The sequence below is a fragment of the Thermus amyloliquefaciens genome (assembly GCF_000744885.1).
Taxonomy (GTDB): Bacteria; Deinococcota; Deinococci; order Deinococcales; family Thermaceae; genus Thermus; species Thermus amyloliquefaciens.
This window is the reverse complement of sequence record NZ_JQMV01000003.1, coordinates 323365-339939: the sequence shown is the minus strand read 5'-3', so window position 1 is coordinate 339939 and position 16575 is coordinate 323365. Positions and strand designations below refer to the sequence as shown.

The following is a 16575-nucleotide window of genomic DNA, read 5'->3' as shown; positions in this document are numbered from 1 at the left end:
ATAGTGTAATCACTATGCCGGAGGCCAATACACCCTGGCTGCGCTACCTGGAGGACCTCCGCCCCCATCTCCGGGGCCGGGACCACCGGGGCAAGCGGGGCTCCCTGCGCTGGCTCGAGGCCCTCATGGCGGAACGGGGGGGCAAGGCGGGGACGGTGCGCAACATCCTCTACAAGGACCTGGGAAGCCCCGAGGAGAAGGAAAGGCTTTACGGGGTCATCGCCGACCTGTACCAGGAGGCTGGCCTCCCACCCCCCCCGCCCCCGGCGGAGCTTTTCCTGGAAAGCGCCCGCAAGACCCTGGGCCGGGACAAACGCCGCATCTTCCGCCGTTTCCTGAAGGAGTTGGAGGCCGGGGGAAGGCCGCAGATGGTGGTGGTGGGGGGGCCGGCCACGGGCAAGGGGGTTCTCCTGGCCGCCCTCGGCCGGGCCCTCTCTGCCCTGCCAGGCAAGGAACCCTTTCTCCTCAACCTGGGGGGGGAGCTGGCCCACGCCCTGGTCCCCTTGGCCGAGGGCCTGGGGGTGGGGGAGGAGGTCCGCTCCCTTCTGGCCCAGCTCTCCCCCACCCAGCCCTACATCCTGCAGGGGGCCTTGGAGCAGGAGGTCCTGACCCTTTTGGCCCGGGGCCTGAACCGGGAAGGGCGGCCCCTCCTCCTGCGGGCCGAGGCGGAGGGCACCCTGGAAGGCCTCCCCCTGCGGGGCCCGGACGGCACGCAGCGGGGGCTCGCCGCCTGGCTGGAACCTTTCTTAAAGGCTTTGAGCATCCCCTACGTGGCGGCCCTGAGCGAGCCTCCCCCCACCCTCCCCTACCAGCCCCTTTCCCCCCCGAGCCGGGAGGAGGCCCGGCGCTTCGTGCGGGAACGCCTTCCCCACCTCTCCCCGGAGAGGCTGGAGGCCTTGGTGAACCAGGCGGGGCGCAACTTCGGGGAGCTTTCCCGCCTGGTCCTCCTGGAAGCCGCCAAGCACGATCCCAAAACCCCTTTGCAGGACGACCCGGCCCTCAAACCCCTGCTCCTGGCCCTCGCCGCCTTCAGCCCCGAGGCCGATCCCTCCTTTCCCGCAGAGCTCTTGGAAAAGGCCCTGGGCAAGCCGCTGGAACGCCTTTCCCAAGCGGAAAGGGCCCTTTTGGACTGGGTGGGGGAAGGCCTGGTGCGCCCCGCCTTAAGAAGCCTCCTCCCCCAGGAGGCCCCCAAGGAGCTCCACCGCCTGGCCCTGGCCTTCTTCCCCAAGGAAAACCTCTTCCGCAAGCTGCACCACGCCTACAAGGCGGGGGAAATCCGGGTTCTTTTGGACCTCTTGCAGGAGGATCCCGCCCGGCTGGCCCTCCTTCCCGGGCTCTGGCAGGAGGCCCAGGCCTGGCCCCGGGAGGACCTCGAGGCCCTGGCCGCGGTGGTGGTGCGCTACCGGGCCGTGTTGGGCCAGTATGCCCACCCTGAGGCGGAGGAGGCCCTCAGGGTGCTCTCGGAGGCCCAAAACCCCTCCTTGCGCACCTGGGCCCGCATCAAGGCGGCGGAGGCCAAGGCGGACGCCGCCCTCTACCGGGAGGCGGAGGAGCTTCTCCCCCCCAAGGAGGACCTGGCGCTCCTGGACGAGACCGCCCAGGCGGAGGGGCTTTTGGTGATGGCGGCGGTGGAGCGCTGGAAGGGGGATTACGAGAAGGCGGCCCGGTTCGTGGCGGAGGCCCAGGGGCTTCCCGTGGCCCCCTTCCTGCAGGACCGGGTACACCTGTGGCGGGGACTGGTGGCCAAGGACCTGGGCCGCTACGCCGAGGCCTTGGAGGCCCTATCCCGGGTGGGCCACGACCCCCTCCTCTTGGGAAGGGCCCGCTACCAGATGGGGGACCTCCTCATGCGCCTGGGGGACCCCCAGGCCAAGCCCCGCATGGAGGAGGGCCTCAAGGCCCTGGAGGAAGCCGGGGCCCCCAAGGACGAGGTGGCCCGGGTAAGGGCCCGCTACGCCACCCTCTTGCGGCGCCTGGGCCAGTACCAGGAGGCGGCCAAGGCCATCGAGAAGGCCCTGGCCGAGGCGGAGGACCCCTTCACCCGGGCCCGGGTGGAGAGCGAGGCGGGGATCCTGGAGGTGGCCCAGGGCCATCCCTTTGAGGCCCTTGCCCTCCTCCGCCGGGCCGAGGCTTACTTCCGGACCACCCGCGAGAGGCCCAAGGAGGCCCGCTACCGCCACCTGCGCACCCTCTTCCGCCTGGGGGCGGCCTACCTCCTGCTGGAAACCGGCCAACCCTACCGGGCCCCCTTCCTGGGGGGCCTCGAGGCCCCCGCCGCCCAGAGGCTCCTGGAGGAGCTCCTGAAGGAGGTGCCCGAGGAGGCCACGGACCGCTACACCGCCCTCAGGCTGGACACCGCAAGCCTCCTGGCCCTCCTCCTCCCCCCCGCGGAGGGCAAGGTCCTCCTCAAGCCCTTCCTGGACTTGGAAAACCCCTACCTCCGCGCCCAGGCCCGCCTGGGCTACGCCGAGGTCCTGGTCCGGGAAGGGAGCCTGGGGGAGGCCCTGGCCCAGATCGTGGCCCTCCCCCGCCTGGAAGACCCCGGCCTCCTGGCCCAGGCCCGGGCCGTGGAGGTCCTGGCCCTCCTGGGCCTGGGGGAGAAGGAGGCCGCCTGGCACAAGCTTTCGGAGGTGAGGCAAAGCCCCCTCCCCGAGCCCTTCCGCTTCCAGCTGGGGCGGGCCTTGGGCCGCTTCTGCCCCGAGCTCCAAAGGCGCCTTCCCCCTTCCCCCTTGGCCCTCCCCGAGGCCCTGGGCTTCCACCTGGCAAATCCCGACTAAATCACTATACTTTTGGAGGTGCAGGGGCTATACTCTTACTGCGAATGGGTCGCAGTAAGAACCCGACCCGGCATCAGGAGGCAAAAGCATGAACCAGCTGGAAATCCGCGACCTCTGGGCTTCCATTGACGGGGAAACCATCCTCAAGGGCGTGAACCTGGTGGTCCCCAAGGGCCAGGTCCACGCCCTCATGGGCCCCAACGGGGCCGGCAAGAGCACCCTGGGCAAGATCCTGGCGGGGGACCCCGAGTACACCGTGGAGCGGGGAGAAATCCTCCTGGACGGGGAGAACATCCTGGAGCTCTCCCCTGACGAACGGGCGAGGAAGGGCCTCTTCCTGGCCTTCCAGTACCCGGTGGAGGTGCCGGGGGTCACCATCGCCAACTTCCTGCGCCTGGCCCTGCAGGCCCGGCTCGGCCGGGAGGTGGGGGTGGCGGAGTTCTGGGGCAAGGTGAAGCGGGCCCTGGAGCTTCTGGACTGGGACGAGGGCTACCTCTCCCGCTACCTCAACGAGGGCTTCTCCGGCGGGGAGAAGAAGCGCAACGAGATCCTCCAGCTTCTGGTCCTCGAGCCCACCTACGCCGTCTTGGACGAGACCGACTCCGGCTTGGACATCGACGCCCTCAAGGTGGTGGCCCGGGGCGTGAACGCCATGCGGGGGCCCAACTTCGGCGCCCTGGTCATCACCCACTACCAGCGCCTCCTCAACTACATCGTCCCCGACCGGGTGCACGTGATGATGGACGGGAAGGTGGTGGCGGAGGGCGGCCCCGAGCTGGCCCTGGAGCTGGAGGAGAAGGGCTACGAGTGGCTCCGGGAAAGGGTGAAGGAGGGAGCATGAGCGAGGTGGACCTGAGGGCGTTGGGCGAAGAGTACAAGTACCACTTCGTGGACGAGGTCAAGCCGGTCTACGTGGCCGAGCGGGGCCTCACCCGGAGGGTGATCGAGGCCATCAGCTACCACAAGGGGGAGCCCGAGTGGATGCTGAAGTTCCGCCTACGGGCCCTGGAAATCTTCCAAAAGAAGCCCATGCCCACCTGGGGCCCCGACCTCTCGGACCTGGACCTGGACCACCTGGTCTACTACGTGAAGCCCGCGGAGACCCGGGACGCCAAAAGCTGGGAGGAGATCCCCGAGGAGATCCGCAGGACCTACGAACGCCTGGGCATCCCCGAGGCGGAGCGCAAGGTGCTGGCCGGGGTGGGGGCCCAGTACGACTCGGAGATGGTCTACCACCGGGTGAGGGAGGAGCTGGAGCGGCAGGGGGTCATCTTCGTGGCCATCGAGGAGGGAATGAAGAAGTACGAGGACCTCTTCCGGGAGTACTTCGCCAAGGTGGTCCCCCCCGAGGACAACAAGTTCGCCGCCCTGAACTCCGCCGCCTGGTCCGGGGGCTCCTTCGTCTACATCCCCCCGGGGGTCAAGGTGGAGCTTCCCCTGCAGGCCTACTTCCGGGTCAACACCCCCGAGTTCGGCCAGTTTGAGCGCACCCTGATCATCGTGGACGAGGGGGCGGAGGTGCACTACATCGAAGGCTGCACCGCCCCCATGTACTCCACGGAGAGCCTGCACACCGGGGTGATTGAGATCGTGGTGAAGCGGGGGGCCCGGAGCCGCTACACCACCATCCAGAACTGGTCCACCAACATGTACAACCTGGTGACGCAGCGGGCCCTGGTCTACGGGGACGCCTTCCACGAGTGGCTGGACGGGAACCTGGGCTCCAAGGTCACCATGAAGTACCCCTCCAGCTACCTGCTGGAGCCGGGGGCCCGCACGGAGATCCTCTCCATCGCCTTCGCCAAGACGGGGCAGCACCAGGACACCGGGGCCAAGATCCTCCTGGGTGCCCCCCACACCTCGGGGACCATCGTTTCCAAGAGCATCTCCAAGGGAGAAGGCCGGGCCAGCTACCGGGGCCTGGTGAAGGTGCTAGAGGGGGCCAGGGGGGCCAAGGCCAACGTGGAATGCGACGCCCTCCTCATCGATCCGGAAAGCCGCACCGACACCTACCCCTACATCGAGATTGAGGAGGAAACCGCCCACGTGGGCCACGAGGCCACGGTGTCCAAGATCAACGACGAGCAGATCTTCTACCTGCAGACCCGGGGGCTCAAGGAGGACGAGGCCGCGGCCCTCATCGTCCGGGGCTTCATTGAGCCCATCGCCAAGGAGCTGCCCCTGGAGTACGCGGTGGAGCTCAACCGGCTCATCGAGCTGGAGATGGAGGGCTCCGTAGGCTAAGGAGTCCCTTTGGGGGGTGGGGCCTTAGGGCCTCCCCCCTGCCCACGCAAGGAGGCGCGATGCAGGTACTGGACAAGGCACAGGTGGAGGCCATCTCCCAGGCCCTGGGCGAGCCCGCCTGGGTGCTGGAGAAAAGGCTGAAGGCCCTCGAGGCCTTCGCCCGCCTCCCTTACCCCAGCAAGAAGGACGAGCACTGGCGTTACACCGACCTCTCCGAGGCCCCCCTGGAGGGGGAGGTGGAGACCCCCAAGGGGCTAAAGCTTTCCCGGGACGAGCTCCCCGAGGCGGTGAAGCGCCGCCTGGAGAAGACCGATGTTTCCGGCTTCCTGGTCTTCGTGGGGCCGGACCTGGTCTACGCCGAGGTGCCCGAGGAGCTCCGGCAAAAGGGCCTGGTCTTCACCAGCCTGGCCGAGGCCCTGAAACTCCACCCCGCCAAGGTGGAGGCCGCCCTCTTCCGGGGGGTCTACACCGAGGACAAGTTCGCCGCGGAAAACGCCGCCTTTTTCACCCACGGGGCCTTCCTCTACGTGCCCGCGGGGCTGGAGGTGGAAAGGCCCCTAGGGGTCTTCAAGGTGCTGGAGGGGGGCAAGGCCTCGGCGGGCCGGAGCCTCCTCTTCCTGGAGGACAACGCCCAGGCCGCCTACATTGAGGAGTACCTCTCCTCGGACCTCCCCCCCACCCTGCACCTCTCCGCCACGGAGATGGTCCTCCGCCCGGGGGCCAGGCTCCGCCACGCCCACGTGCAGACCTTCGGGGAGGGGGTCTGGCACTTCCACCGGCAGCGGGCCCTTTTGGAGCGGGACGCCACCCTGAACGACCTGGTGGTGAACCTGGGCGGGCGCTACGCCCGGAGCGAGGTGGCCTCGGAGCTCTTGGGCCCGGGGGCGGAAAGCGAGATGCTGGGCCTCTACTTCGGCCACGGGCGGCAACACTTTGACCACTACACCCTGCAGCACCACGTGGAGCACCACACCCGAAGCGACCTCCTCTACAAGGGGGCGGTGAAGGACGAGGCCCGGGCGGTCTTCTCCGGCCTCATCCGGCTGGAGCGGGGGGCCCAGAAGACGGACGCCTACCAGGCCAACCGCAACCTGATCCTCTCCCCCACCGCCCGGGTGGACTCCATCCCCCAGCTGGAGATCGGGGCCAACGACGTGCGCTGCACCCACGGGAGCACCACCGCCCCCGTGGACGAGATGCAGCTCTTCTACCTCCAGTCCCGGGGCCTGCCCCGGACCCTGGCCCAGGAGCTTTTGGTCAAGGCCCACCTGGCGGACGTCTTGACCCGCATCCCCCTCAAGGCCCTCAGGGCCCACCTCGAGGCGGTGATCGAGGAAAAGGTTAGAATCTAAGGCCATGTGGACCCCGGTAGCCAAGCTGGGTGACCTGGAAAACGGCCGGCTGGTGATCCAAAGGCCCGAGCACCGGAAGCCCATCCTCCTCCTCTACACCGGGGAGGAGGTCTTCGCCCTGGAGGACGTCTGCACCCACGACGACGGCCCCCTGCACGAGGGGGAGGTGGAAGAGGGCAAGATCGTCTGCCCCCGGCACGGGGCCCGGTTTGACCTGAAAACAGGCCGCCAGACCCTCCCCGCCCCCAGGCCCGTGAAGGTCTTCCCCGCCAGGCTGGAGGGGGAGACCATCCTCCTGGACCTCTAAACGCCCACCCCGCCCACCAGGCCCCAAGGAAGACTTGGGGCCTTTGCCCTTGACGGCGGGCGAAAGAAGGGCTAAGGTGAGAGTACCCACCCCCCCTGGGGTGGGGGGAGGTACGAGGATGCTGAAACTCAAGGTGGAAGGCATGACCTGCAACCACTGCGTCATGGCGGTGAAAAAGGCCCTCATGAAGGTGCCTGGGGTGGAGAAGGCCGAGGTGAGCCTGGAGCGGGCCGAGGCCCTGGTGGAAGGCCAGGCGGACCCTGAGGCCCTGATCCGGGCCGTGGAGGAAGAAGGTTACCGGGCCGCCCTGGCGGGCTAAGGAGGCCCTGTGCCCCGCGAACACCTCCACCTGGACCCCAAGGTGCGGGAGGAGGCCAAAAGGCGCCTCCTCTCCGCCAAGGGCCACCTCGAGGGCATCCTGCGCATGCTGGAGGATCCCCACGTCTACTGCGTGGACGTGCTGAAGCAACTCAAGGCGGTGGAAGGGGCCCTGGACCGGGTGGGGGAGATGGTCCTAAGGGCCCACCTGCGGGACCATGTGGCCACCGCCCACGAGCGGGGGGACGTGGAGGAGATCGTGGAGGAGCTGATGGAGGCGCTTAAGTACCGCTAGGCCATGGAGGGCCCCCTTTACGCCGGCTTAACAGAGCCCACGTAGCCTAGCCCATGGAGGTAAAGCCATGAAGTACCTTTCCCTTCTCTTCCTGGCCTGGACCCTGGCCCTGGCCCAGCACGCCCACCCCGCCCCAAGGGATGCCGGGGAAAGGGCCTTTCTCTCGGGCATGATCGCCCATCACGAGGGCGCTTTGGAGATGGCCCGCCACCTCCTGCAAAGGGGCAAGGACAAGGAGGTGCGGGCCTGGGCGGAGGCCATCCTGAAGGACCAGGAGCGGGAGATCGCCCTCATGCGGAGCTGGCTCCCGAGCCTGGGGGGGCTGGATCAGGCGGCTTACGAGGCCATGCGGCGGGAGATGGCCGCCATGCTGCAGGAGCTCAGGGCCGCTTCGGACCCCGACCGGGCCTTCGTGGAGCTCATGCTCCAGCACCACAGGGGGGCGGTGGAGATGGCCCTCTCCGCCCTCACCACCGCCAAGGACCGGCGGGTCTTGGACCTGGCCCGGGACATCATCCTGGCCCAGGCCAAGGAAATGCACGCCTTTAGGCTATGGCTCTTGAGGCAAAGGTAAAGGTCAGGGGCATGACCTGCGCCGCCTGCGTGGCCCGGGTGGAACGGGCCCTGAAAAAGGCTCCTGGCGTAGAGGAAGCCCGGGTTAACCTCGCCACCGAGGAAGCTTTTTTGCGCCTTCAGGAGGGGATAGACCTCAAGGAGGTCCTGAAGCGGGTGGAGGAGGCGGGCTACGAGCCCGTGGTGGCCCGGGTGGAGATCCCCATCCGGGGCATGACCTGCGCCGCCTGCGTGGCCCGGGTGGAACGGGCCCTGAAGGGGCTACCCGGGGTGCTTTCCGCCCACGTGAACCTGGCCACGGAGAAGGCCTTTGTGGAGTACCTCCCGGACACCGTGACCCTCCCCCGCCTGCGCCAGGCCATCCGGGAGGCGGGCTACGAGCCCCTGGAGGTGGCCCAAGAGGAAAGGAGGGCCCCCGCTTACCCCACGGACCTCCTCATCGCCCTGCCCTTGGCCCTCCTCACCCTCCTCCTGGCCATGGGGCCCATGCTCCTGCCCCTTCCTCACGTTCCCCCGCTCCTCCAGGTCCTCACCGCCCTCCCCGTCCTCTACGCCGGCCGGCGCTTCTTCCGCCAGGCCCTGGCGGAAGTCCGGCACCGGGCCTTGGGCATGAGCACCCTGGTGGCCCTGGGGGCGGGAAGCGCCTACCTTTACTCCTTCCTGGTCCTCCTATTCCCCACCCTCTTCCCCGAGGAGGCCCGCCACCTCTACCTGGAGGCGGGGGCGGTGATCCTGGCCCTGATCCTCCTGGGCAAACACATGGAGGAAAGGGCCAAGGGGAAGGCCTCGGAGGCCATCCGCAAGCTCCTCGCCCTTAGGCCCAAGACCGCCCGGGTGGTCCAGGGGGGGGAGGAAAAGGAGATCCCCGCCGAGGCCCTCATCCCCAACGACCTGGTGCGGGTGCTCCCCGGGGAGCGCATCCCCGCGGACGGGGTAGTGGTGGAGGGCTCTAGCCATGTGGACGAGGCCATGCTCACCGGGGAGCCCATCCCCAAGGCCAAGGGGCCCGGGGATGAGGTGGTGGGGGGAACGGTGAACGGGGAAGGGGTCCTCCTCATCCGGGTAAGCCGGGTGGGGGAGGCCACGGTCCTGGCCCAGATGGCCCGCCTGGTGGAGGAAGCCCAGGCCTACAAGCCCCGGGTGCAGGAGGTGGCGGACCGCATCGCGGGCGTCTTCGTGCCCATCGTGCTGGTCATCGGCCTCCTCACATTCGCCCTTTGGCTTCTTCTGGGGCCTGGCCTCTCCTACGCCTTTGTGGCCCTTCTTTCCGTGCTCCTGATCGCCTGCCCCTGCGCCATGGGCCTGGCCACCCCGGCGGCCATCGCCGTGGCCACGGGAAGGGCCGCCGGCATGGGCCTCCTTTTCCGCAAGGGCCAGGCCATAGAGGGCCTTGCCCGAGCGGACACCGTGGTCCTGGACAAAACCGGGACCCTGACCCAAGGGAAGCCCACCCTCACGGAAACCCTGGGGTTCGCCCTAAGCCCGGAGGAGGCCCTGCGGCTCGCCGCCGCCTTGGAGCGGGGAAGCGAGCACCCCATCGCCAAGGCGGTCCTGGAGGCGGCCAAGGGCCAGAGCCTCCCCGAGGCCGAGGGGGTACGGGCCCTGCCCGGGGAGGGCCTCGAGGGGGTGGTGGAGGGGAGAAGGCTTTACCTGGGGGGCCCGGCCCTGATGGAGCGGCTTGGGGTGAGGCTTCCCCAGGAGGCCCAGGCGCTTTCCCAAAGGGGCTACACCCCCCTTTACCTGGCGGATGGGGAGAGGCTTTTGGCCGCCTTTGGGGTCTTTGACCCCCCCAGGCCCGAGGCCAAACGGGTGGTGGCGGCCCTAAAGGCCCTGGGCCTCAAGCCCGTCCTCCTCACCGGGGACCACCCCATCCCGGCCAGGCGGGTGGCCGAGGCCTTGGGCATAGAGGAGGTGCTGGCCGGGGTGCGCCCCGAGGGCAAGGTGGAGGCCATACGGCAACTCCAGGCCCAGGGGCGGAAGGTGATCTTCGTGGGGGACGGCATCAACGACGCCGCCGCCTTGGCCCAGGCCGATGCGGGCATCGCCCTGGCCACGGGCACGGACATCGCGGTGGAGGCGGGGGACGTGATCCTGCTTTCGCCGAGCCTGGAGGGATTGGTGCAGGCCATTCTCCTCTCCCGGCGCACCCTAAGGACCATCTACCTCAACTTCTTCTGGGCCTACGCCTACAACCTCCTCCTCATCCCCGTGGCGGCCGGGGTTCTTTACCCCTTCACCGGGCTCCTGTTAAACCCCATGCTGGCAGCCGCCGCCATGAGCCTCTCCAGCCTCTTCGTGCTCACCAACTCCCTGAGGCTTAGAGGTTTCCGGGCTTACCCCCGGCTAACCGCCATTTCCTAGGCTGGCAAAGCGGGGAGGCCTTCTCCCCGAAAGGAGGTACCGCATGATGGCATGGGCACACGCAGGATACGGCTATGGGCCTCACATGGGCTGGGGCTGGGGATGGCTGGGCTGGCTTTACCCCTTCCTGTTCCTGGTCCTCCTCGTCCTGGGGGTGTACCTGGTGGCGCGGGCCCTGGCCCCTAAGCAGGAGAACCGGGCCCTGGAGATCCTCAAGGAGCGCTACGCCCGGGGGGAGATCGACAAGGAAACTTTTGAGCGCATGAAGCGCGAGCTCGCATGAGGGTTCTCCTGGTGGACGACGACCCGGCCCTCCTCGAGGTCCTGGGGGCCTACCTGAGGGGGGCTGGGTTTGAGGTGCTGGAGGCAAAGGATGGGGAAAAAGCCTTGGAGCTTTTTCCCCGGGCCGACCTCGTCATCCTGGACCTCATGCTGCCCAGGCTGGACGGCTTCAAGGTCCTGGAAGAGGTGCGCCGGGAAAGGCCCGAGCTTCCCATCCTCATGCTGACCGCCAGGGGGGAGGAGGAGGAAAGGGTTAAGGGGCTGGAGCTAGGGGCCGACGACTACGTGGTCAAGCCCTTCAGCCCCAAGGAGGTGGTGGCCCGGGTCAAGGCCCTCCTACGGCGGGCCGGCCTCAAGGAGGAACTCCGCTATGGTCCCTTGCGGCTGCTTCCCAAGGAGCGGCAGGCCTACCTGGGAAACAGGCCCCTCTCCCTTTCCCAGCTGGAGTTTGACCTCCTCCTCACCTTGGCCCAGCACCCAGGCATGGTCTTCACCCGGGAGAGGCTTCTGGAAAAGGTGTGGGGGCCAGACTTCCCGGGCATAGACCGTGTGGTGGACGTGCACATCGCCGCCTTGAGAAAGAAGCTCATGGACGATCCGGAAAACCCCCGGTTCATCGAAACGGTGCGGGGCGTGGGCTACCGCTTCCGGGAAACCGATGCGCCTTCAGATAGCTCCGCTGATCTTCGCTAAGCTCTTCTTCAGCCACCTTCTGGTGGCCCTTCTAACCCTTTTGCTCTTTTTTCTGCTGGCCGAGGCCCTCGCCCCCTCCTTCTACCGGGGGCATGTGGAGCGCATGTACCACGCCCTCTCCATGATGGGGGGGCTCATGATGGGCGAGGTCTTGAGGCGGGACCTCGAGGAGGGCCTGCGCTCCACCCTCACCACCGCCCTCCTCGCCGCCCTCCCCCTCTCCGTGGCCGGGGCCGCCCTCTCCGCCTCCTTCGCCAGCCTGCGCTTCTCCCGCACCGCCAAGCTGTTGGCCGAGGGAAGCCGCCGCATGGCCCAAGGGGAGTACCGGGTACGCCTCCCTCCCCTAGAACGGGACGAGCTCGGCGAGGTGGCCCTCCACTTCAACCGCCTGGCCGAGGCCCTGGAACGGGTGGAACAAAGCCGGGTAGAGCTCATCGGCACCGTGGCCCACGAGCTCAGGACCCCCCTCTCCGCCCTCCAGGCCTACGCCGAGGCCCTGGCGGACGGGGTCATGGAGCCCGAGAAGGCGGCGGAAAGGATCCAGCAGGAGGTGCGGGCCATGAGCCGGCTGGTCCGGGACCTCTCCCTGGTTTCCCAGGTGGAATCGGGCGCCGTGGAGCTCCATCCCGAGCCCCTGGACCCCCAAGGCCTTCTGGCGCAAGCGGCGGAGCGCTTCCGCCCCGCCTTCCAGGCCAAGGGGGTGGCCCTGGAGGTGGAGGTCCGAAACCCCCTTCCCCAGGTCTGGGCCGATGAGGAACGGACCCTCCAGGTGCTCGCCAACCTGCTTTCCAACGCCCTTCGCCACACCCCAGCGGGGGGAAGGGTGCGGCTTGGGGCGGAGGCCATGGGCCAGGCTGTGCTCTTCAGCGTGGAGGACACCGGGCCCGGCATCCCCGCGGAACACCTCCCCCGTATTTTTGAGCGGTTTTACCGCATTGACCCCTCCCGCAGCCGCCAAGACGGGGGGACAGGGGTAGGCCTCACCATCGCCAAGGGCCTGGTGGAAGCCATGGGAGGGAGGATCTGGGCGGAAAGCCAGCTGGGCCGGGGAAGCGCGTTCCGCTTCACCCTGCCCCTTTACACGGGCTTAACGGGTAGGGCTTAGGGTGGGTGCCATGAGGAGGCTTCTAGCGCTGACCCTCGGCGTGGCTTTAGGTCTGGCCCAGGCCCCTAGCCCCGAGGCCCTCAAGGGCCTGGGGCCCGAGGAGGCCCTGGCCCTGGCCAAGCGGTGGCGGGAAGAAGGGCAAAGGGTGGTGAGCTACGTGACCCCCGAGGCCTTCTTCTTTGAGTTCCCGGACGGCCGCAAGGCCCAGGTGGGCCTCAAGGACCGCTTTCTCCTGGCGGTGGCCCCCTATGTGAGCCGGACCCACCCCTGCCAGGTCCACTACTTCTCCAGCTGCACTGGGGAACTGCAGGAGGAGGTCTTTGAGGTCCGGGTCCTGGAGGGGGAAAAGGAGGTGCTCAAGACCCAGGTCAAAACGGGGAAAGATGGCTTCTTTGAGCTCTGGCTACCCCGGAACCGCCGCTACACCCTGGAGATCCGCAAGGGGAACTGGGTAGCCACAGGACCCGTAACCACCTTCGGCCAAAGCCCCACCTGCCTTACCGGCTTCCGCCTGGCCTCGCGGTAGAAGACCATGCGCCCCCTAGCCCTTACCCTCTTCCTCGGCCTCGCCCTGGCCCAAACCCCCTTGGGCCCGGTGTCCACCCGGGATGTCCACGCCCTCTTGTGGCACCCCTCGGGAGCCCTTCTCCTGGGCCACCACGACGGCATCGTTGCCTGGGGCGACACCCCCCAGGACCTGGTGCGGCGGCGGGACTGGGACGCCATGAACCTGGCCTGGGACGGCAGACGCCTCCTGGTTGCCGGGCACTGGATCCTTGCGGAAAGCCAGGATCTCAAGCGCTTCCGCGACCTAAGCCCCAAGGGCCTTCCTGCCTTGGACCTCCACGCCTATGCCGTGGACCCCAAGAGGCCCGAGGTCCACTACACCCTCGAGGCCACCCACGGCCCCTTCCGCAGCCAGGATGGGGGGCGCACCTGGAGGAAGCTACCTGCCCAAGGCTTGCCCAAGGCGGGGATGGCCTTTTTCCTGGTGGACCCCAAGGGCCGCCTCTGGGTTTCCCTCATGGAACAGGGGCTCTTCCTGAGCGAGGATGGGGGGCAGAGCTTCCGGCCCCTCCCCTCCCCGGACCCCGCCCCGGGGCCCTTGGCCCTTTCTCCCTCCGGCACCTTGTACCTGGGGGGCCAGCTCGGCCTATGGCAGCGGACGGCAACGGGGTGGCGTAGGCTCTGGACGGGTGCGGTCCTGGCCCTGGCTGCCCATCCCCAGGAGGAGGGTTTACTGGCCTGGGTGGACGGGAAGGGCACCCTTTGGCGAGGGCGCTGATGGCCCCTCCTTCCAGGCCACCCCGGCCACATGGGGGGCCACCAGGGGAAGGGGCAAGGCGAAGGTTTCCGCCTCCACCCGGACAAACCCGGCCTCCTGAATGAGGGCCAGGGTTTCCCGGTTGGGGTGGCAGCCATCCCCTAGGGCCTTCCAAAGAGGTGAGACCAGGTCCTGGGCCTTGCGTAAAGGAGAACCCCGGGGGGCGGCCACGTGCTCCAGGAAGACGAACCGCCCCCCGGGCTTCAGCACCCTCTGGATCTCCGCCAGGGCCCGCCTGGGGTCCGCCACCGAGCAGAGGACCAGGGTGGCCACCACGGCCTCCACGCTTCCCTCCGGCAGGGGGATGGCCTCCGCCTGGCCCAAAAGAACCTCTCCAGGAAGCCCCCTCAGGCCCAGGGCCCGCTGGAGGTGGGGGTGGAAGTAGGGATTGGGCTCGAGGCCAATCCAGTAAACGCCGTCCGGCAGGTAGGCCAGGTTGACGCCCGTTCCCGGGCCGACCTCTAAAACTTTCCCCGCCAGGCTTCTCAGGAGTTTTTTCCGCCAGGGTTCGCTCAGGCCCACGTGCCCCCGGGAAAGGGCAGGAAGGAGGGCGGCGAACAACCGAGCCCTTAGGCCCCTCTTCATCCCCACGCCTTCCATGCTAGAGGTTCCAGTAAAGAGCCGTGTCCAAAATCCCCAAAACCACGAAGACCACCCCTGCGCCCCTCAGAAGGCGGCTTCCCACACGCCGCATTCCCTTGAGGGCCTGACCCCGGCCCATGCGGGCGAAGAGGAGGAGCAGTAAACCGAGGGGAAAACCCGTCCCCAAAGCGAAGAGAAGGGGAAAGAGAAACCCAACGGGAGAGGCCAGGGCCAGGGGAAGGAGAAGCCCGAAGAACAGCCAGAAGAGGGTGGGGCAGAAGGCCAGGCCGTAAACCCCACCTAGGGCCAAGGGCCCAAGAAGCCCGCCCCATGCCCCCAACCGGGCCCCCCAGCCCTCCGGCACCCCCCAGGCCAAGGGCCAGCGCACCACCCCTAAGAGGCCCAGACCCACCAGGACCATGAAGGGCCCAAGGGCCAGCCGCACCGGACGGAAGACCGCCCCGGGGTTCTCCAAAACCCCGCCCAGGAAAAGGAGAACGACCCCGGCGAGCACCAGATAGGTGAGGGCCTTCCCCAGGAGAAAGGCCAGAAACCTGGGCCAGACCCTTCCCTCGAGGGCGGAAGGGGCCAAATAGGCCAGGGCGCTGGCCCCGGTGGTGATCTGGCAAGGAGCAAAGGCCGCCAAGACACCAAGAAGGAAAGCGGAAAACCAAGGGACCCCCACTTCCCGCCTCAGCCCATCCACCCAAGGGGCCAAGAGGGCGTATAGGGTGTTGGCCACCCGGTAAAGGCCTCGGGAAGCCTCCTCCAACAGCCCACTCCCCAAGGCCAACCCCCCCAGGGCCAGGATGGCAAAACCAAGCGCCAGGAGCCCTTTTCGCATGCCCACCAGCCTAAGGGCCAAAGGTTAAGCGCCGGTAAAGCCCCTTTACGCCAGCTTAATCGTACGGGTCTAGGGTATGGGTGGAGGTGGATGGTGGGCATGATGGGTTGGGGCGGCATGGGCTTCGGGTGGTTCTCCGGGCTTCTCAGCATGCTCCTGGTGCTGGTTCTCCTGGGACTCTTCCTGTACCTGGCCCTTGGGGTCTGGCAATGGGGAAGCGGGGAAGGGAAAAGGGATGCGGCCCTGGAGGCCCTGCGCCTCCGGTACGCCAGGGGCGAGCTGGACGAGGAGACCTACAGAAAGCTGCGGAAGGAACTGGAAAAAGGAGGTGAGGCATGAAGCGGTACGGTATGGCCTTAGGGGTTTCAGCCCTTTTGCTTTTGGGCCTCGCCCTTACCCAGGGCATGATGGGGGGCTTTGGCCCAGGAATGATGGGCTACGGCCCGGGAATGATGGGCTACGGGATGATGGGCGGCCACGGGATGATGGGCATGATGGCGGTCTACCCCCCGGAGGCCCAACCCATCCCCCAGAAAGAGGCCAGGGCGCGGATGGAGGCTTACGCCAAGCGGCTGTACCCAGGAGCGCGCCTTAAGGACTTCATGGCCTTCAGCCAAAACTACTACGCCCAGGTGGTGGACGAGAAGGGGCAGGGGCTTTTGGAACTCATCGTGGATCGTTACACCGGGGTGGTCTCCCCGGAGCCTGGGCCCAACAGGATGTGGAACACCCGTTACGGCATGATGGGCGGCCTCGCCGGGATACCTGCCCGCTTCTCCTTAGAGGAGGCCAAGACACTGGCGGAGACCTTCCTGAAAGGCTACCTCCCGGGTGCCCAGGTGATGGAAGCCGGGGCTTTCCCCGGGTACTACACCTTTGACTTCGGGCGTAAGGAGGTGGAGGGCATGCTTTCCGTAAACGCCTACACGGGGGAGGTCTGGGTCCACACCTGGCACGGCTCCTTCCTGGGAGAGTAAGCCCGGTTGGCCCCTTGCCCGGGAAAGCCTCTCCGGGCGGGGCCTAGGCCTTTTCCCATACCCCCCTATGCTGCCCGTTATCGCCCTCAGGAAAAGCTTTCTCCTAAAGGTTCTGTTACACTTTAGCCAGGGAGGGTATCCATGACGGACCTGAGGAAAACCCTGAGGACCAGCCTGGCCGAGGCCCGGGCCCGGCTGGAGGCCGCCTTGAAGGAAGAGGGCTTCGGGATTCTCACGGAGATCGACGTGGCCGCCACCCTTAGGGCCCGCCTGGGGCTGGAAAGGCCCCCTTACCTGATCCTGGGGGCGTGCAACCCCAGCCTGGCCGCCAAGGCCCTGAAGGCCGAACCCGACATCGGCCTCCTCCTCCCCTGCAACGCCGTGCTCAGGGAAAGCGGGGAAGGCGTGGAAATCCTCCTTCAGGACCCCGGGGGCATGTTCCAGGTCCTCCCCCCGGAAAAGCAGGAGGCGCTCAAGCCCGTGGTGGAGGAGGCCCGGAGCCGGTTGGAGAAGGCCTTGGCCAGACTCTAGAGGGACCTTT

The 16575-nt window shown here is 67.7% G+C and carries 19 protein-coding genes; 17 read left to right on the top strand and 2 right to left on the bottom strand.

Annotation, left to right across the window (positions count from 1 at the left end; all coding sequences use genetic code 11):
- The first annotated feature begins 14 nt into the window (after positions 1–14).
- From BS74_RS02215 to BS74_RS02150, 14 genes are all read left to right on the top strand, one after another.
- The gene (locus tag BS74_RS02215; RefSeq protein ID WP_038055673.1) at positions 15–2777 is read left to right on the top strand and encodes a tetratricopeptide repeat protein; all 2763 of its coding nucleotides are present in this window, start codon (positions 15–17) and stop codon (positions 2775–2777) included.
- Between the two features lie 88 nt (positions 2778–2865).
- Complete coding sequence (gene sufC / locus BS74_RS02210) at positions 2866–3618, top strand: Fe-S cluster assembly ATPase SufC (protein WP_038055671.1); 753 nt, start codon at positions 2866–2868, stop codon at positions 3616–3618.
- Positions 3615–5021, top strand: coding sequence for a Fe-S cluster assembly protein SufB (sufB, locus tag BS74_RS02205; RefSeq protein WP_038055669.1), 1407 nt, complete (start codon positions 3615–3617; stop codon positions 5019–5021). The genes sufC and sufB overlap by 4 nt, the downstream gene beginning before the upstream one ends.
- A 59-nt stretch (positions 5022–5080) precedes the next feature.
- Positions 5081–6373, top strand: a complete 1293-nt coding sequence (gene sufD / locus BS74_RS02200) for a Fe-S cluster assembly protein SufD (RefSeq protein WP_038055667.1) — start codon at positions 5081–5083, stop codon at positions 6371–6373.
- A 4-nt stretch (positions 6374–6377) separates the two neighbouring features.
- Positions 6378–6680, top strand: a complete 303-nt coding sequence (locus tag BS74_RS02195; protein ID WP_038055666.1) for a Rieske (2Fe-2S) protein — start codon at positions 6378–6380, stop codon at positions 6678–6680.
- 118 nt (positions 6681–6798) lie between these two features.
- Entirely contained in the window at positions 6799–6999 is a 201-nt protein-coding gene (locus BS74_RS02190; RefSeq protein WP_038055664.1) for a CopZ family metallochaperone, read from the top strand.
- A gap of 9 nt (positions 7000–7008) precedes the next feature.
- Positions 7009–7293, top strand: coding sequence for a metal-sensitive transcriptional regulator (locus tag BS74_RS02185; protein ID WP_038055661.1), 285 nt, complete (start codon positions 7009–7011; stop codon positions 7291–7293).
- A 67-nt stretch (positions 7294–7360) separates the two neighbouring features.
- Positions 7361–7867: a DUF305 domain-containing protein gene (locus BS74_RS02180; protein WP_038055659.1), complete on the top strand. Its 507-nt coding sequence runs from the start codon at positions 7361–7363 to the stop codon at positions 7865–7867.
- Positions 7846–10227 carry a heavy metal translocating P-type ATPase gene (locus tag BS74_RS02175; RefSeq protein ID WP_185747678.1) on the top strand — a complete coding sequence of 794 codons (2382 nt, stop codon included), beginning with the start codon at positions 7846–7848 and terminating at the stop codon, positions 10225–10227. The genes BS74_RS02180 and BS74_RS02175 overlap by 22 nt, the downstream gene beginning before the upstream one ends.
- Before the next feature lie 43 nt (positions 10228–10270).
- Positions 10271–10510, top strand: coding sequence for an SHOCT domain-containing protein (locus BS74_RS02170; RefSeq protein ID WP_051946724.1), 240 nt, complete (start codon positions 10271–10273; stop codon positions 10508–10510).
- Complete coding sequence (locus tag BS74_RS02165) at positions 10507–11202, top strand: response regulator transcription factor (protein ID WP_038055653.1); 696 nt, start codon at positions 10507–10509, stop codon at positions 11200–11202. The genes BS74_RS02170 and BS74_RS02165 overlap by 4 nt, the downstream gene beginning before the upstream one ends.
- Positions 11168–12307, top strand: coding sequence for a sensor histidine kinase (locus BS74_RS02160; protein WP_038055651.1), 1140 nt, complete (start codon positions 11168–11170; stop codon positions 12305–12307). Before BS74_RS02165 ends, BS74_RS02160 begins: the two co-directional genes overlap by 35 nt.
- Before the next feature lie 10 nt (positions 12308–12317).
- Positions 12318–12833, top strand: a complete 516-nt coding sequence (locus tag BS74_RS02155; RefSeq protein WP_038055649.1) for a CueP family metal-binding protein — start codon at positions 12318–12320, stop codon at positions 12831–12833.
- 6 nt (positions 12834–12839) lie between these two features.
- A complete protein-coding gene (locus tag BS74_RS02150; protein ID WP_038055648.1) occupies positions 12840–13592 on the top strand; it encodes a WD40/YVTN/BNR-like repeat-containing protein in 753 nt (250 codons plus the stop codon).
- Here BS74_RS02150 and BS74_RS02145 read toward each other — a convergent pair.
- Both BS74_RS02145 and BS74_RS02140 read right to left on the bottom strand, forming a co-directional pair.
- Entirely contained in the window at positions 13545–14216 is a 672-nt protein-coding gene (locus BS74_RS02145) for a methyltransferase domain-containing protein (protein WP_038058767.1), read from the bottom strand. The genes BS74_RS02150 and BS74_RS02145 overlap by 48 nt on opposite strands.
- A 16-nt stretch (positions 14217–14232) precedes the next feature.
- Positions 14233–15057, bottom strand: a complete 825-nt coding sequence (locus tag BS74_RS02140; protein WP_185747677.1) for an urease accessory protein UreH domain-containing protein — start codon at positions 15055–15057, stop codon at positions 14233–14235.
- 99 nt (positions 15058–15156) lie between these two features.
- Between BS74_RS02140 and BS74_RS02135 the strand changes: the two genes are divergently transcribed.
- From BS74_RS02135 to BS74_RS02125, 3 genes are all read left to right on the top strand, one after another.
- A complete protein-coding gene (locus BS74_RS02135) occupies positions 15157–15396 on the top strand; it encodes an SHOCT domain-containing protein (RefSeq protein WP_038058764.1) in 240 nt (79 codons plus the stop codon).
- A complete protein-coding gene (locus BS74_RS02130) occupies positions 15393–16034 on the top strand; it encodes a hypothetical protein (RefSeq protein ID WP_038055645.1) in 642 nt (213 codons plus the stop codon). The genes BS74_RS02135 and BS74_RS02130 overlap by 4 nt, the downstream gene beginning before the upstream one ends.
- A 141-nt stretch (positions 16035–16175) precedes the next feature.
- Positions 16176–16565, top strand: a complete 390-nt coding sequence (locus tag BS74_RS02125; protein WP_038055643.1) for a DUF302 domain-containing protein — start codon at positions 16176–16178, stop codon at positions 16563–16565.
- The last annotated feature ends 10 nt before the right edge of the window (positions 16566–16575 follow it).

Excerpts from the sequence above, each read along its gene's own strand:
- sufB (WP_038055669.1), top strand. The coding sequence starts at position 3,615 with ATGAGCGAGGTGGACCTGAGGGCGTTGGGCGAAGAGTACAAGTACCAC.
- BS74_RS02160 (WP_038055651.1), top strand. The coding sequence starts at position 11,168 with ATGCGCCTTCAGATAGCTCCGCTGATCTTCGCTAAGCTCTTCTTCAGC.
- BS74_RS02125 (WP_038055643.1), top strand. The coding sequence starts at position 16,176 with ATGACGGACCTGAGGAAAACCCTGAGGACCAGCCTGGCCGAGGCCCGG.
- BS74_RS02180 (WP_038055659.1), top strand. The coding sequence starts at position 7,361 with ATGAAGTACCTTTCCCTTCTCTTCCTGGCCTGGACCCTGGCCCTGGCC.
- BS74_RS02145 (WP_038058767.1), bottom strand. The coding sequence starts at position 14,216 with ATGAAGAGGGGCCTAAGGGCTCGGTTGTTCGCCGCCCTCCTTCCTGCC.
- sufC (WP_038055671.1), top strand. The coding sequence starts at position 2,866 with ATGAACCAGCTGGAAATCCGCGACCTCTGGGCTTCCATTGACGGGGAA.
- BS74_RS02155 (WP_038055649.1), top strand. The coding sequence starts at position 12,318 with ATGAGGAGGCTTCTAGCGCTGACCCTCGGCGTGGCTTTAGGTCTGGCC.
- BS74_RS02190 (WP_038055664.1), top strand. The coding sequence starts at position 6,799 with ATGCTGAAACTCAAGGTGGAAGGCATGACCTGCAACCACTGCGTCATG.
- BS74_RS02150 (WP_038055648.1), top strand. The coding sequence starts at position 12,840 with ATGCGCCCCCTAGCCCTTACCCTCTTCCTCGGCCTCGCCCTGGCCCAA.
- BS74_RS02215 (WP_038055673.1), top strand. The coding sequence starts at position 15 with ATGCCGGAGGCCAATACACCCTGGCTGCGCTACCTGGAGGACCTCCGC.
- BS74_RS02195 (WP_038055666.1), top strand. The coding sequence starts at position 6,378 with ATGTGGACCCCGGTAGCCAAGCTGGGTGACCTGGAAAACGGCCGGCTG.
- BS74_RS02170 (WP_051946724.1), top strand. The coding sequence starts at position 10,271 with ATGATGGCATGGGCACACGCAGGATACGGCTATGGGCCTCACATGGGC.
- BS74_RS02165 (WP_038055653.1), top strand. The coding sequence starts at position 10,507 with ATGAGGGTTCTCCTGGTGGACGACGACCCGGCCCTCCTCGAGGTCCTG.
- BS74_RS02175 (WP_185747678.1), top strand. The coding sequence starts at position 7,846 with ATGGCTCTTGAGGCAAAGGTAAAGGTCAGGGGCATGACCTGCGCCGCC.
- BS74_RS02140 (WP_185747677.1), bottom strand. The coding sequence starts at position 15,057 with ATGCGAAAAGGGCTCCTGGCGCTTGGTTTTGCCATCCTGGCCCTGGGG.
- BS74_RS02135 (WP_038058764.1), top strand. The coding sequence starts at position 15,157 with ATGATGGGTTGGGGCGGCATGGGCTTCGGGTGGTTCTCCGGGCTTCTC.
- BS74_RS02130 (WP_038055645.1), top strand. The coding sequence starts at position 15,393 with ATGAAGCGGTACGGTATGGCCTTAGGGGTTTCAGCCCTTTTGCTTTTG.
- sufD (WP_038055667.1), top strand. The coding sequence starts at position 5,081 with ATGCAGGTACTGGACAAGGCACAGGTGGAGGCCATCTCCCAGGCCCTG.